The sequence below is a fragment of the Micromonospora yongxingensis genome, assembly GCF_052601155.1.
The window spans coordinates 47719-61602 of the sequence record NZ_JBQXEO010000001.1 but is presented as its reverse complement, the minus strand read 5'-3'; the positions used below and the strand labels follow the sequence as shown (position 1 = coordinate 61602).

Genomic DNA, 13884 nt, shown 5'->3' with positions numbered 1-13884 from the left:
CTACCTACCCGTCCCCGCGTAGACCACGGCTTCGGTGTCGCCGCCCAGCTCGAAGGCGTCGTGGATGGCACGGACCGCGGCGTCGAGGTCGGTGTCCCGGCAGACCACGGAGACCCTGATCTCGGACGTGGAGATCATCTCGATGTTGACCCCGGCCGCGCCGAGGGCGGCGAAGAAGCCGGCGGCCACGCCTGGGTGCGAGCGCATGCCGGCACCGATCAGCGAGACCTTGCCGACGTGGTCGTCGTAGAGCAGGCCCTTGAACTTGACCGACTCCTGGATCTTGCTGAGCGCGGCCATCGCGGTCGGGCCGTCGGTCTTGGGCAGGGTGAACGAGATGTCGGTCCGGCCGGTGCCCTCGGTGGAGACGTTCTGCACGATCATGTCGATGTTGATCTCGGCGCCGGCGACGGTGTCGAAGATCCGCGCGGCGGCGCCCGGCTCGTCGGGCACGCCGACGATCGTGATCTTCGCCTCGCTGCGGTCGTGCGCAACGCCGGTGATCAGTGCCTGCTCCACGGAAAGGTCCTCCATCGATCCGGTGACCATCGTGCCGGTGTTGGTCGAGTATGACGAACGGACGTGGATCGGCAACCCCGCCCGCCGGGCGTACTCCACGCTACGCAGGTGCAGCACCTTCGCGCCGCACGCGGCCAGCTCCAGCATCTCCTCGTAGGTGATCTGCCGGATGTGCCGGGCGTTGGGGACGATCCGCGGGTCCGCGGTGAAGATGCCGTCGACGTCGGTGTAGATCTCGCAGACGTCGGCGTGCAGCGCGGCGGCGAGCGCCACGGCGGTGGTGTCCGAACCGCCCCGACCCAGCGTGGTGACGTCCTTGGTGTCCTGCGAGACGCCCTGGAAGCCGGCCACGATGACCACCGAACCCTCGTCGAGCGCGCCCTTGAGCCGCCCGGGGGTGACGTCGATGATCCGCGCGCGGCCGTGCACCGAGGTGGTGATCACGCCGGCCTGGGAGCCGGTGAACGACCGGGCCTCGTACCCCAGGTTGTGGATGGCCATGGCCAGCAGCGCCATGGAGATCCGCTCGCCCGCGGTGAGCAGCATGTCCAGCTCACGGCCCGGCGGCAGCGGGCTGACCTGGTTGGCCAGGTCGAGCAGCTCGTCGGTGCTGTCCCCCATCGCGGAGACCACCACCACCACGTCGTCGCCGGCCTTGCGGGCGGCGACGATGCGCTCGGCCACCCGCTTGATGCGCTCGGCGTTGGCGACGGAGGACCCGCCGTACTTCTGCACCACGAGTGCCACGACGGTGCACTCCCTCCCAGCGACCCTGAGCGTGCCGACGCCGCCGGAACCGGGGCCGGCGGCGCGTGTCAGACCCCTTGAGGGTATCCGGCGGGTAACGACGCCGGGTCAGGTGATCCCACCATCCGGCCCGCACGGCCCCAGGGCGGGGCGACCTGCCGCGCCCCACCAGGTCCCCGAGGTACGCCGGCCCGGCCCCGGCCCGCCCGACACGCCGGGCCGGGCCCGGTGCACGGCGGCCCCCGCCGCCCGTCCGCACCCACCAGAATGGGCCGGTGCCCGTCCTCACCCGCTCGGCCGGCCGCGTGCTCGGGCCGCTCGTGTTCGCCCTGCCGACTCTCCTGGTCGCCTGCACCAGCGAGCAGCCCCCGTCCCCGCCGCCGCCGACCGATCCCGGACCGGTCGAGGTGGCCGCCGCGCGCGACGAGCTGGCCGCGCTGGCCGCCGCTGCCCAGGACCGCCACCTGGTGGCGCAGTACGTGTACAGCCAGGCCGGCCAACCGGACCGGACGATCGTGTTCACCAGCGCCAACGACGGCGGCTGGCGGGTCGACGTGCCGGGTGGCGCGCTGGGCGGCACCGTCGACGTCTCGCTGGCCGCCACCGCCGACGGGCTGTTCCAGTGCGCCCTGCCGTCGGCCGGGCGGCCGGAGCCGGCGCACTGCGTACGCCTCGGCGAGCGCGACGACGCCCTCCCGCGCAAGCTGGATCCCCGGGTTCAGCACCCGCTGACCGACTGGCTGGACGTGCTCACCGACCGGCGCGCGCCGCTCGCCGTCGCTCCGGCCGACACGCCCCGGGGCTTCACCGGCACCTGCTACTCGGTGGACTCCACGTCCGCCTCGCTCAACGCCCCGCTGGACGTCGGCATCTACTGCTACGACCGGGACGGCACACCGACCGGTGTCCGGACCGAGGCGGGGTCGCTGAAGCTGGCCGCCCCGCCTGGACCGGCGCCGGCCAGCGTTCAGTTGGCCGGCCCGGTGGTGGTGGACCAGGAACCGCTGGACACCGCCGCGCCACCGACACCGGATCCGTCCGACAGCCCGAGCGCGGGAACGCGCTGATCTTCTTCCCGTTACGGGTGCGTTTGCCCACATTCAGCGAGGCTGGCCTGAGCCGCGAATCACCCATACGGGACGATTCTCGCCATGGCTGACCTGACCCCGCTGCTCGCCTTCCGCTGGAGCCCTCGGGCCTTCGACCCCAGCGCCGAACTGACCCCGGACGAGGCGGCCTCGCTGCTGGAGGCCGCGCGGTGGGCACCCTCGGCGGACAACGGGCAGCCCTGGCGGTTCGCCCTCGGTCACCGGGACGACGACAACTGGAAGCGGATCCTGATCAGCCTCCCGGGCGGCGACCAGGCGTGGGCCCGGCACGCCGCGACCCTGGTGGTCGGCGCGCACACCGGCGGCGACGCCGAGCGGGCCGCGTACGACCTCGGTCAGGCGATGGCCCACCTGACTCTGCAGGCCACCGCGCTCGGCCTGCACGTACGTCAGCTCACCCGCTTCGACCAGGCCGGCCTCGCCACCGAACTCGACCTGCCCGGCGGCGTCCGACCGCTGGTGGTCGCCGCCGTCGGCCGGCTCGGCGACCCGTTCGCTCTCCCGGCCGAGCTGCGCGCCCGCGAGACCGGTCTGCGCCACCGCCGCCCGGTCGCCGACCTGCTGCTCGCCTGATCACCCCGGCTCGGCACGCAGGTGCAGTTCCGAGCTGACCATGACGCCGGTCCCATAGTCCGGACCTACCTTCCCACCCCCCGTTCCATCACGTAGGGTGACCTGGTCATGTGGCAGGCGCTGCTTCTCCTTAGCCGCCGCGACGAGGCCTAACCGGCCGGCACCTCGTCGCGGAGTCGCATCGCGCCGTCCAGCACATCCGAACTTCTCCTCGGCACCGCCGCGCACCGTCGCCCGGCATCTCGCCGACACCTTCCGATCTGCTGACGCCACATGTTCCAGGGAGCACTCTGAGATGGCTCAACCTGCCACCGACGCTGAGACCGATCCGATCGCCCGGCAGCGCCCCAGCCGGATGCCGTACCACCGCTACCAGCCCTACCGCGAGCAGTTCCGGGTCGACCTGCCCGACCGCGCCTGGCCCACCCGGCACGTCGACACCGCGCCGCGCTGGTGCGCCGTGGACCTGCGCGACGGCAACCAGGCGCTGATCGACCCGATGTCGCCCGAGCGCAAGCGCCGGATGTTCCAACTGCTGGTCCAGATGGGCTACAAGGAGATCGAGGTCGGCTTCCCGTCGGCCAGCCAGACCGACTTCGACTTCGTCCGGCAGCTCATCGAGCAGGACATGATCCCCGACGACGTCACCATCCAGGTGCTCACCCAGTGCCGGGAGCACCTGATCGACCGGACGTTCGAGTCGCTGCGCGGGGCGAAGCGGGCCATCGTGCACTTCTACAACTCGACCTCCACGCTCCAGCGGCGGGTGGTCTTCGGCCTGGACCGCGACGGCATCGCCGACATCGCCACCACCGGCGCGCGGCTCTGCCAGAAGTACGCGGAGATCCACACCCCGGACACCGACATCTACTACGAGTACTCGCCGGAGTCCTACACGGGCACCGAGCTGGAGTACGCGCTCGAGGTCTGCTCCCGGGTGATCGACGTGATCGACCCGACGCCGGACCGGAAGCTGATCATCAACCTGCCGGCCACCGTCGAGATGGCCACTCCGAACGTGTACGCCGACTCGATCGAGTGGATGCACCGGCACCTGCCGCGGCGGGACAGCCTGGTGCTGAGCCTGCACCCGCACAACGACCGGGGCACCGGGGTGGCCGCCGCAGAGCTGGGTCTGCTGGCCGGCGCCGACCGGATCGAGGGCTGCCTGTTCGGCAACGGCGAGCGCACCGGCAACGTGGACCTGGTGACGCTGGGGCTCAACCTCTTCTCCCAGGGCATCGACCCGATGATCGACTTCTCGAACATCGACGAGATCCGGCGGGCCGTGGAGTACTGCAACCAACTGCCGGTGCACGAGCGCCACCCGTACGCCGGTGACCTGGTCTACACCGCCTTCTCCGGCTCCCACCAGGACGCCATCAAGAAGGGCTTCGACGCCCTCGCCGTCGACGCGGCGACCGCCGGCGTACCGGTGGACGAGCAGACCTGGGCGGTGCCCTACCTGCCCATCGACCCGAAGGACCTGGGCCGCACCTACGAGGCGGTCATCCGGGTCAACTCGCAGTCCGGCAAGGGCGGCGTCGCGTACATCATGAAGAGCGAGCACCAGCTGGACCTGCCCCGCCGGCTCCAGATCGAGTTCTCCGGAGTGGTGCAGCAGGTCACCGACCACGACGGCGGCGAGGTCGACCCGACCGCCATGTGGGAGATCTTCGCGACGCACTACCTGCTCGACCACCAGCCCGACCCGGCGTTCCGGATGGCCGGCTACACGCTCGGCACCACCGACGGCAAGGTCGAGATCGAGGCCCAGGTCGGTGTGGGCAGCGAGCAGCGGTCGCTCACGGCGGTCGGCAACGGCCCGATCGACGCGTACGTCAACGCGCTCCAGTCGGTCGGGGTGGGCGTGCGGGTGCTCGACTACCACGAGCACGCGCTCTCCTCCGGTGGTGACGCTCAGGCCGCCGCGTACGTGGAGTGTGAGGTCGACGGTCGGACGGTCTGGGGCGTCGGCACCGACGCCAACATCGTCACCGCGTCGATCAAGGCGGTCACCAGCGCCGTCAACCGCGCCCGCAGCTGAGACACCCAAGCCACACCCCCGCAGTGTTCAGTGCGGGGGTGTGGCGGTGGGCATCGAGTGGCGGGGCTGCGACGGTGGAGCGGACCGGGGCGGTCGGTGGACCAGGACGAGGGCCAGCACCGCACCGGCCAGCAGCAGCCCGGCACACCAGATCATCGCGCCCCGGAACGCGTCGGTCAGCTCGGCCTTCTGCTCGTACCCGCCCCCGGAGAGGCCGACCAGCAACGGCAGCGCGGCCACCGCGAGCAGGCCCCCGGCCCGGGAGGCGGCGTTGTTGAAGCCGCTGGCCACCCCCGAGAATCGGTCCTCCACGGCGGCCAGCACGGACGCGGTGAGCGGGGCCACCACCAGGGTCAGGCCGATGCCGAAGAGCAGCACCCCGGGCAGCACGTCCCGCCAGTACGACGCGCCCGGGCCGACACCGCGCAGCAGCAGCAGACCGACGGCGGCCACGACCGGGCCGATGCTCAGCGGCAGCCGGGGGCCGATCCGCGCCGAGAGTGCGCCGGCCCGGGCCGATCCGACCAGCAGCAGCACCGTCATCGGCAACAGCGCGATCCCGGTGCGGAAGGCCGACCACTCGACCACGTTCTGCAGGTAGACGGCGAAGAAGAAGGTGAACCCGCCCAGCGCGGCGTAGACGACGACGGTGAAGATGTTCAGCACCGAGAAGAGCCGGCTGCCGAACAGCCCGGTGGGCAGCATCGCGGCGTCGCCGCGCCGCCGTTCCAGCACGACGAAGGCCACCGCGGCCAGCACCCCGACCAGCGCCGCGATCAGCACCGGCGCCGAGTCGAAGCCGCGGGCCGGCGCGTCGATCAGGGCGTACGTGACGCCGGCGAGGGCGAGTGCGCCGAGCAGCGCGCCGAGCACGTCGAACCGGTGCCTGGTCCGACCCGGCCCGGCGGTCCGCGAGGCGCTCTCGTCCCGGCTCTCCGGCACCCAGCGCAGGGCGGCCAGCAGCACCAGCACGGCCACCGGCAGGTTGAGGAAGAAGATCCACCGCCAGGAGAGCGCGTCGATGAGCCAGCCGCCGATGAACGGACCGAGGGCGGTGGACACGCCGGACAGGCCGGCCCACGCGCCGATCGCCCGGCCCCGGTCGTCGGGGTGGAAGCTGGCCTGGAGCACCGACAGCGATCCGGGGGTGAGCAGGGCGCCGCCGGCCCCCTGGAGGAACCGGGCCGCGATCAGCCAACTGGTCCCCTGGGCCAACCCGCACAGCACCGAGGCGGCGGTGAACCAGACCACCCCGAGGAGGAAGACCCTCCGCCGGCCGAACCGGTCGCCGAGTGCCCCGCCGAGCAGCACGAACGCCGCCAGCATCAGCAGATAGCCGTTGATGGTCCACTGGAGATCGGCCACGTTCGCGCCGAGGTCCTGGCCGAGCTTCGGCAGGGCGACGTTGACGACCGTGCTGTCCAGGAAGACCATGCCGGATGCGAGCACCGCGGCGAGCAGGGTGCCCCGGCCGGCGGCGGTGCCCATCCGCAGCGAGGGCGCCGGTACGGGAGCGGTCATCCCACCAATCTGCCTTGCACCATGTGGGAGACGCCACGAAACGCCGAAACCATGCCCGGGTACTGTGCGCAATCGCCGGGAGCCCGCAAGCTGGAGAGGTGTCGTCTGTGCGTACCAGATCAGGACCGCGCGTGGCGGTGGCCGCGCTCGTCGCCGCGCTGGCGCTCGGCGTAGCCGGGTGCGTCCCGCCCGCTGAGCCGGACACGCCGCCACCGAGCGGCGGTGGCAATGCCGTGGAGCTGTTGGGCCAGCTCACCGTCGCCACCGCCGGCTCGATGAAGGGCTACAGCCGCGACCACTTCCCGCACTGGCGGGACACCGGCAAGAACTGCGACGTGCGGGACAGCATCCTGCAGCGCGACGGCAAGGACGTGAAGCTCTCCGGTTGCAACGTGGTCGGCGGTCGCTGGGAGAGCGTGTACGACGGTCGCAGCGCCACCGATCCCTCCGACGTGGACATCGACCACATGGTGCCGTTGGCCAACGCGTGGCGCTCGGGTGCCAACGAGTGGGACGACGCGAAGCGCGGCGACTTCGCCAACGACACGACACGTCCGCAGCTCATCGCGGTTTCCGCGTCCTCCAACCGGGCAAAGGGTGACCAGGACCCGTCCCAGTGGAAGCCGGCGAACCGGTCGTACTGGTGCCAGTACGCCAAGAACTGGGTGACGGTCAAGCACCACTGGCGGCTGACGGTGACCAGTGCCGAGAAGACCGCCCTGACCGACATGCTGGAGGGCTGCACATGAGCGAACAAGCCGGGACAGGCGGCGAGGCGACCGGTGACACCGCCCCGACCACCGCCGGGATGACCGTCGACGGCACGGCCGAGACGCCGGCCGCCGTGCCGGGGGCCGGCATGGTGGCTGATGCGGACGGCGCCGGCGGTGCGCAGGCGCGGACCGCCGACATCGTGCCCGGGCCGGGCGGGGTGATGACCGACGAGGTCGGGGTCGTGACCGGCGATCTGACCCTGCGCACCGAGTACGCGGACGGCCGGGTCACGCTGCGCGTGCAGTACAAGGACGCGGACGAGTGGTACGTGGTGACCGGCGGGACGGTCGGGCTGGCCGACCCGGCGGGGCTGGACGCGGTGCACGGCATCGCGGTGGCCCTGCTGCACCGCCCGGAGGGCTGATCCCCCTGGGCGGCGGTCCGTCGAGCGTGACACCTCTCAGGAATGTCGATGCCTGAGAGGTGTCACGCTCATCGGGACGGTGGGGCTCAGACGTAGGAGCCGGGCTCGCTGGGGGCGGACACCACGCCCGGCGACTCGCCCTCGCCCTCGGGGCGGACGATCTCCACGCTGACCTGGTGCGGACGCAGCTCGCCGGTGGCGATCTGCTCGGCCCAGTGGCAGGCGACCCGGCTGGCGCCGATCTCCCGCAGCACCGGCCGCTCGTCCTTGCAGCGGGTGGGCTGCGCCCACGGGCAGCGGGTGTGGAAGCGGCAGCCGGACGGCGGGTTGGCCGGCGAGGGCAGGTCGCCCGCGAGCAGGATCCGCTCGCGGTTGTCCTCCACGTCCGGGTCCGGCACCGGCACCGCGGACATCAGCGCCCGGGTGTACGGGTGCAGCGGCTCGGTGTAGAGCCGGTCGCTCGGCGCCTCCTCGACCAGCGCGCCCAGGTACATGACGCCGACCGTGTCGGAGATGTGCCGGACCACCGCGAGATCGTGCGCGATCACCAGGTAGGTCAGCCCCAGGCTGTCCTGCAGCTCGTCCAGCAGGTTCACCACCTGGGCCTGGATCGAGACGTCGAGCGCCGAGACCGGCTCGTCGGCGACGATCAGCTCCGGCCCGAGCACCAGCGCGCGGGCGATGCCGATGCGCTGGCGCTGCCCACCGGAGAACTCGTGCGGGTAGCGGGACAGCGCCCAGCGGGGCAGCCCCACCGCGTCCAGCGTCTCGCCGATGATCCGACGCCGGTCGGTACGGTCCGTGCCGATCCCGTGGGTCTGGAGACCCTCGGTCAGGATCGACTCGACGTTCTGCCGCGGGTCGAGGCTGGACATCGGATCCTGGAAGATCATCTGCATCCGGCGACGCATGCTGCGCAGCTTGCCCGCCGGCAGGGTCGTCAGCTCGACGCCGTCGAAGCTGACCTCGCCCGAGGTCGGCGGGTTGAGCTGGAGCAGCGCCCGCCCGAGGGTGGACTTCCCGCAGCCGGACTCGCCGACCAGGCCGTACGTCTTGCCGCGCGGGATGCTCAGGTCGACCCCGTCGACGGCCTTCACGTGGCCGACCACCCGGTCGAAGAGCACTCCCCGCTTGATCGGGAAGTGCACCTTCAGGTCGCGCACCTCGACGAGGATGTCGTTGTCGCTCACGCCAGCACTCCGCTTCGCTCCGCGCCGGCGCGAGACGCCACGCTGCTGTGCCTGATGGTTCGCTCGCTACGCTCGCTCACGCTGATTCCTCCTCGCGCGGAGCGGGCACCGTGCCGGGCACCGGCTCCGGGTTGACGCACCGGTAGCTCCGCCCGTCGTAGGTGTGCACCAGTTCCGGTGGCTGACCCACGCAGTCGTCGATCCGGCGGGCGCAACGCGGGGCGAAGGCGCAGCCGTCCGGCCAGGGCAGCAGGTCACGCACCGAACCGGGGATCGGGTTGAGCTTCTCGCCCCGCCCGGCGTCCAGGCGCGGCACGGAGCCGAGCAGACCCACGGTGTACGGGTGGCGCGGTTCGCGGAACAGCGGACGACGGCGAGCCGTCTCCACCACCCGGCCGCCGTAGAGCACGTTGACGGTGTCACACATGCCGGCCACCACACCGAGATCGTGCGTGATCATCAGCAGGGCGGTGCCGGAGTCCCGGACCAACCCCTTGAGCAGCTCCAGGATCTGGGCCTGGATGGTGACGTCCAGGGCGGTGGTCGGCTCGTCGGCGATCAGCAGCCGAGGCTGGCAGGCCACCGCCATGGCGATCAGCGCCCGTTGCCGCATCCCGCCGGAGAGCTGGTGCGGGTACTCCTTCAGGCGGCGCTTCGGGTCCGGGATGCCGACCCGGTCCAGCAGCGACGCCGCCTCCTTCGCGGCGGCGTCGCCCTTCATCCCCCGGTGCCGGGTGAGCACCTCGGTCACCTGCAACCCGATCGGGATCACCGGGTTCAGTGACGACAGCGGGTCCTGGAAGATCATCGCGATGTCCCGGCCGCGGATGTCCCGCCGGGACCGGTCGTCGAGCTGGAGCAGGTCGGTGCCGTCGAAGACGGCCTTGCCCCCAACTCGCAGACCGGGCTGCTTCGGCAGCAGTCCCATGATCGCCAGCGAGGTGACGCTCTTGCCACAGCCGGACTCGCCGACCAGGCCGACCACCTGACCGGCGTCGACCGAGAAGGACACTCCGTCGACCGCGTGCACGGCGCGCTGGCCGCGCCGGGCGAACGTGACGGAAAGGTCGTCCACTTCGAGCAGTGCCATTACTGGGCCTACTTCCGCAGCTTCGGGTCGAGGGCCTCGCGCATCGCCTCACCGAGCAGGGTGAAGCCGAGCGCGGTGATGATGATCGCGACCGCAGGGTAGATCGCCAACGACGGCCGGATGCCGAGGTACTGCTGCGCGTCGGCGAGCATGACCCCCCACTCCGGAACGGCGGTGTCGGGGTTGCCCAGGCCGAGGAAGGAGAGTGCCGCGGCCTCGATGATCGCGGTGGCCAGGGTCAGGGTGGCCTGCACGATCACCGGGGCGAGCGAGTTCGGCACCACGTGGGTCAACGCGATCTTCGACTTCTTCACGCCGAGCGAGGTGGCCGCCAGCACGTAGTCGCTGTTGGCCTGGGAGATCATCGAACCGCGCAGCAGCCGGGCGAAGACCGGCACCGAGACCACGCCGACGGCGATCATCACCGTGGTCAGGCTGGCGCCGAGCAGGGCGGCGATGCTGACCGCCAGCAGCAGGCTCGGCATCGCCAGCAGCATGTCGATGAACCGCATCAGGGTGGTGTCGATCCACCGCCCCCACCGGCCACCGAGGCCGGCCGCGGCGCCGGAGACGCCGCCGATCAGCGCACCGATCGCCAGACCGATCAGGGTGGAGACCACGCCGACCAGCAGGGTCTGCCGGGCACCCACGATCATCCGGCTGAACTCGTCCCGGCCCTGGTGGTCGTAACCGAACCAGTGATCGCCGTTGACGCCGGGAATGACACCCGGCTTGATCAGCCCTTCGCGGATGCCGATCGTGTCGGTCGGCGCGTACGGCACGAGGAACGGGCCGACCACCGCGACCAGCACGAAGAGCGCCAGGATGATCGCGCCGACGATCGCCGCCGGGTTGCCCCGCAGCCGGCGGAACGCCTCCTGCCAGAGGCTGACCCCACGCTCGTCGTCGCGGGCAGCCAGCTCCGAGAGCCGGTCGATCTTTTCGCGCTTCTTGCCCGGGCTGAGGGTCATCGCACCCTCACCCTCGGGTCGATGAAGCTGTAGGAGAGGTCGACCAGAAGGTTCACCAGCACGTACACCACCGCGATGATCAGAATGAAGCCCATCAGCACCGGATAGTCGCGTTGGCCGATGGCCTCGGCGACGAAAGCTCCGATGCCACTGAAGGCGAAGACGGTCTCGGTCAGCACAGCGCCGGAGAGCAGACCGCCGGCGAGCAGGCCGATGGAGGTGGCCACCGGCAGCATCGCGTTACGCAGCACGTGCCGGCGACGGACCGTCTGTTCGGTCAGGCCCTTGGCCTCGGCGGTCCGGACGAAGTCCTCGTTGAGCACCTCCAGCACGCTCGCCCGGGTGATCCGGACGATGATCGCCAGCGGGATGCTGGCCAGCGCGATGGCGGGCAGCACGAGATGCCAGAGGGCGTCGGCGGCGGCGTCCCACTCGCGGGTCATCAACCCGTCGAGGACGAAGAAGTTGGTCACCCGGGTCGCGCCGAGCGTCGGGTCCTGCCGGCCGCTGGACGGGAACCAGTGCAGGTTCTCCGAGAAGATCGCCTTGAGCACGTAGCCCAGGAAGAAGACCGGGATGCAGATGCCGATCAGCGAGCCGCCCACGGAGGCGTGGTCCAGGAACCGGCCGCGACGGCGGGCGGCCAGGTAGCCCAGCGGGATGCCGATACCGATCGCGATGATCATCGCGGTGATGGTCAGCTCGACGGTGCCGGGGAAGCGCTCGATGAACTCCGTGGTGACCGCCCGCTTGGTGGAGGTCGAGGTGCCCAGGTCGAGCTTGATCATCCGCCGTACGAACCGTCCGTACTGCACGAGGATGGGCTCGTCGAGGCCCATGTTGCGGCGGATGGCGGCACGCATCTCAGGCGTGCCGCGCTCGCCGAGGATGGCGGTCTCGGGGCCGCCGGGGAGCCGGCGGAGCCAGATGAAGAGCAGAAGGGAGAGCCCGAACAGCGTGGGTATCAGCTGAAGCAGGCGTCTGACGATGAACCGGAACACGGCGGCCTCGAAGGGGTGCGGAGGGTTGCGGGCGGGCGCTGTGCGACAGCGCCCGCCCGCGTTCCTTGCGTCAGATCAGGACTTACTTGAACTCGGCGGTGGCGTACCGCTCGTCGGTGAGCGGGCTCGCCTTGACGCCGGTCACGTCCTTGCCGAACACGATCGCCGGCGGCGAGTGCGAGATCGGCACACCGGGCAGGAACTCCATCACGGACTTGTTCAGGGCCTTGTACTTCTCGGTCCGGGCCGCGATGTCGGCGGTGGTGTCCGCGTCCTTGAACTGGTCGAACAGGGCCTTGTTGTTGAAGCCCCACTCGTCCTTCGGCCGGTCGAAGAAGGTGCCGATGAAGTTGTAGGCGTCGCCGTAGTCACCGGTCCAGCCCAGGAAGTGGATGTCGTGCTTGCTGCCGGAGGTGGTGGCGTTGAGGTAGTCCGGGCTCCACTTGAGCGGGATCGCCTCGACGGTGATGCCGACGGCCTTCAGGTCCGCCGAGAGCAGCTCGAAGATGTCCTTCGGGTTCGGCATGTACGGCCGGGTGACCTCGGTCGGGTAGTGGAACTTCAGCGTCAGGTTCGACGCGCCGGCCTCGGCCAGCAGCGCCTTCGCCTTGGCCGGGTCGTAGTTGTACTTGGGAACGTCGCCGTTCCAGCCCTCGACCGTGTCCGGCATGAAGTTGTCGGCGACCTTGGCACCCGGGGGCAGCTTCGAGTCGACCAGCTGCTGACGGTTCAGCGCGTGCGCGATGGCCTGCCGGACCTTCGGGTCGGCGAGCTTCGGGTTGCCCTTCTGGTTGATCGCCAGGTAGAGCACGTTGAACGCCGGGCGGGTGAGGACGTTGAAGCCCTCGCCCTTCAGCGGCTCGACGTCGGCCGGGCCGACCAGGTCGTAGCCCTGGATGTCACCGGAGCGCAGCGCCTGCTTGCGGGCGTTCTCGTCCGAGATCGTCTTGAAGATCAGGGTCTTCAGCTTGGCCTTGGTGCCCGCGTAGTCCTCGTTGCGCTCGAGGGTCAGCGTCTTGTTCGCGACGTCCCAGGCCTTGAACTTGAACGGGCCGGTGCCGGTCGGGTGCTCCGTCGCGTACGACGGGTACTTGATGTCCTCCGCGGTGCCGGCGACGTTGCTGGCGTCGAACTCCTGCAGCGCCTTCGGGCTGTGGATGGAGAACGAGGGGAGCATCAGCGCGGCCGGGATCTTGCTGGAGACCCGCGTGAAGGACAGGTCCACAGTGGTGGCGTCCTTGGCGGCGCAGGACTTGAAGAGGCTCGGCGGCAGGTCCGCGTCCTCGTTCTTGGCGAAGCCGCCCATGACGTCCTGCCAGTACGCGGTCACGTCCGGGCTCTGCATGAGGCCCTTGGCGTTGTACCACCGGTTGAAGTTGGCGCAGACGGCCTCGGCGTTGAACTCGGTGCCATCGTGGAACTTGACGCCCGACCGGAGCTTGAAGGTCCAGGTGGTGCCGGCGGCGTCCGGGGTCCACGACTCGGCCAGGCCGGGGGTGACCTTGGTGCCACCCTCCTCCGGTCGGACCAGGGTCTCGAAGACCTGACGCGCCACACGCAGCGACTCACCGTCGCTGGCGAAGCTCGGGTCGAGCACCTTCGGGTCTCCGGCAACGCCGAAGACGAGGGTGTCCTTCTTGCTACCGCTGGAGCTGTCGTCGCGGTTGCTCTCGGCGCAGCCTGCTACCGCGAGGGCCGCGACCGCGACGGCCGCGATCGCGACCTTCGGCCTGGGTGCACGCATCGTGCTTCACCTCGTCCTTGGGGGTACGGACAACGTGGTGACAGGGGTCACCGATGGCGGTGACCATAGCTCCCGTTGCGTCCACCCGGAAACCGCCGGGTGGACGGTTGGTATCGGATCGTGCCTCAATCGTCGCTTGACATTCGATTCGAAGGTCAACAGGGCTTGAAACCGTGCAATCCGCACCCGCGATGCCAAACTGTTACGTCGAACAGGCCGCAGGAGGAAGCAGGT

General features: G+C 70.4%; 12 protein-coding genes. 5 read left to right on the top strand and 7 right to left on the bottom strand.

The genetic code is table 11. The features are described 5' to 3' along the window. Entirely contained in the window at positions 1 to 1266 is a 1266-nt protein-coding gene (locus tag ACTWLT_RS00310; RefSeq protein WP_252417410.1) for an aspartate kinase, read from the bottom strand. 275 nt (positions 1267 to 1541) lie between these two features. Between ACTWLT_RS00310 and ACTWLT_RS00305 the strand changes: the two genes are divergently transcribed. The 3 genes from ACTWLT_RS00305 to leuA all read left to right on the top strand — a co-directional run bounded on the left by ACTWLT_RS00305 (position 1542) and on the right by leuA (position 4995). After that, positions 1542 to 2333 (top strand): hypothetical protein, encoded by a 792-nt coding sequence (locus tag ACTWLT_RS00305; protein WP_445316655.1) that lies wholly within the window; start codon positions 1542 to 1544, stop codon positions 2331 to 2333. 84 nt (positions 2334 to 2417) lie between these two features. Then, positions 2418 to 2948 carry a nitroreductase family protein gene (locus ACTWLT_RS00300; protein ID WP_445316654.1) on the top strand — a complete coding sequence of 177 codons (531 nt, stop codon included), beginning with the start codon at positions 2418 to 2420 and terminating at the stop codon, positions 2946 to 2948. 295 nt (positions 2949 to 3243) lie between these two features. Further along, positions 3244 to 4995 (top strand): 2-isopropylmalate synthase, encoded by a 1752-nt coding sequence (gene leuA / locus ACTWLT_RS00295; RefSeq protein WP_445316653.1) that lies wholly within the window; start codon positions 3244 to 3246, stop codon positions 4993 to 4995. 27 nt (positions 4996 to 5022) lie between these two features. Here the strand turns inward: leuA and ACTWLT_RS00290 are convergent, their stop codons facing one another. Then, positions 5023 to 6516: an MFS transporter gene (locus ACTWLT_RS00290; protein WP_445316652.1), complete on the bottom strand. Its 1494-nt coding sequence runs from the start codon at positions 6514 to 6516 to the stop codon at positions 5023 to 5025. A gap of 107 nt (positions 6517 to 6623) precedes the next feature. On the opposite strand from ACTWLT_RS00290, the gene ACTWLT_RS00285 reads away from it, so the two are divergent. Then, complete coding sequence (locus ACTWLT_RS00285; RefSeq protein WP_252417417.1) at positions 6624 to 7265, top strand: HNH endonuclease family protein; 642 nt, start codon at positions 6624 to 6626, stop codon at positions 7263 to 7265. Beyond that, positions 7262 to 7654 carry a hypothetical protein gene (locus ACTWLT_RS00280; RefSeq protein ID WP_445316651.1) on the top strand — a complete coding sequence of 131 codons (393 nt, stop codon included), beginning with the start codon at positions 7262 to 7264 and terminating at the stop codon, positions 7652 to 7654. The genes ACTWLT_RS00285 and ACTWLT_RS00280 overlap by 4 nt, the downstream gene beginning before the upstream one ends. An 86-nt stretch (positions 7655 to 7740) precedes the next feature. Here ACTWLT_RS00280 and ACTWLT_RS00275 read toward each other — a convergent pair whose 3' ends face one another. The 5 genes from ACTWLT_RS00275 to ACTWLT_RS00255 all read right to left on the bottom strand — a co-directional run bounded on the left by ACTWLT_RS00275 (position 7741) and on the right by ACTWLT_RS00255 (position 13650). Beyond that, positions 7741 to 8844 carry an ABC transporter ATP-binding protein gene (locus tag ACTWLT_RS00275; RefSeq protein WP_445316650.1) on the bottom strand — a complete coding sequence of 368 codons (1104 nt, stop codon included), beginning with the start codon at positions 8842 to 8844 and terminating at the stop codon, positions 7741 to 7743. Between the two features lie 76 nt (positions 8845 to 8920). Next, positions 8921 to 9934 (bottom strand): ABC transporter ATP-binding protein, encoded by a 1014-nt coding sequence (locus ACTWLT_RS00270; protein WP_252417420.1) that lies wholly within the window; start codon positions 9932 to 9934, stop codon positions 8921 to 8923. A gap of 8 nt (positions 9935 to 9942) precedes the next feature. After that, the gene (locus tag ACTWLT_RS00265; RefSeq protein WP_252417421.1) at positions 9943 to 10905 is read right to left on the bottom strand and encodes an ABC transporter permease; all 963 of its coding nucleotides are present in this window, start codon (positions 10903 to 10905) and stop codon (positions 9943 to 9945) included. Next, on the bottom strand, positions 10902 to 11906 hold the full coding sequence (locus ACTWLT_RS00260; RefSeq protein ID WP_252417422.1) for an ABC transporter permease: 1005 nt from the start codon (positions 11904 to 11906) through the stop codon (positions 10902 to 10904). The genes ACTWLT_RS00265 and ACTWLT_RS00260 overlap by 4 nt, the downstream gene beginning before the upstream one ends. An 82-nt stretch (positions 11907 to 11988) precedes the next feature. Continuing rightward, the gene (locus ACTWLT_RS00255) at positions 11989 to 13650 is read right to left on the bottom strand and encodes an ABC transporter substrate-binding protein (protein ID WP_445316649.1); all 1662 of its coding nucleotides are present in this window, start codon (positions 13648 to 13650) and stop codon (positions 11989 to 11991) included. Positions 13651 to 13884 lie beyond the last annotated feature (234 nt).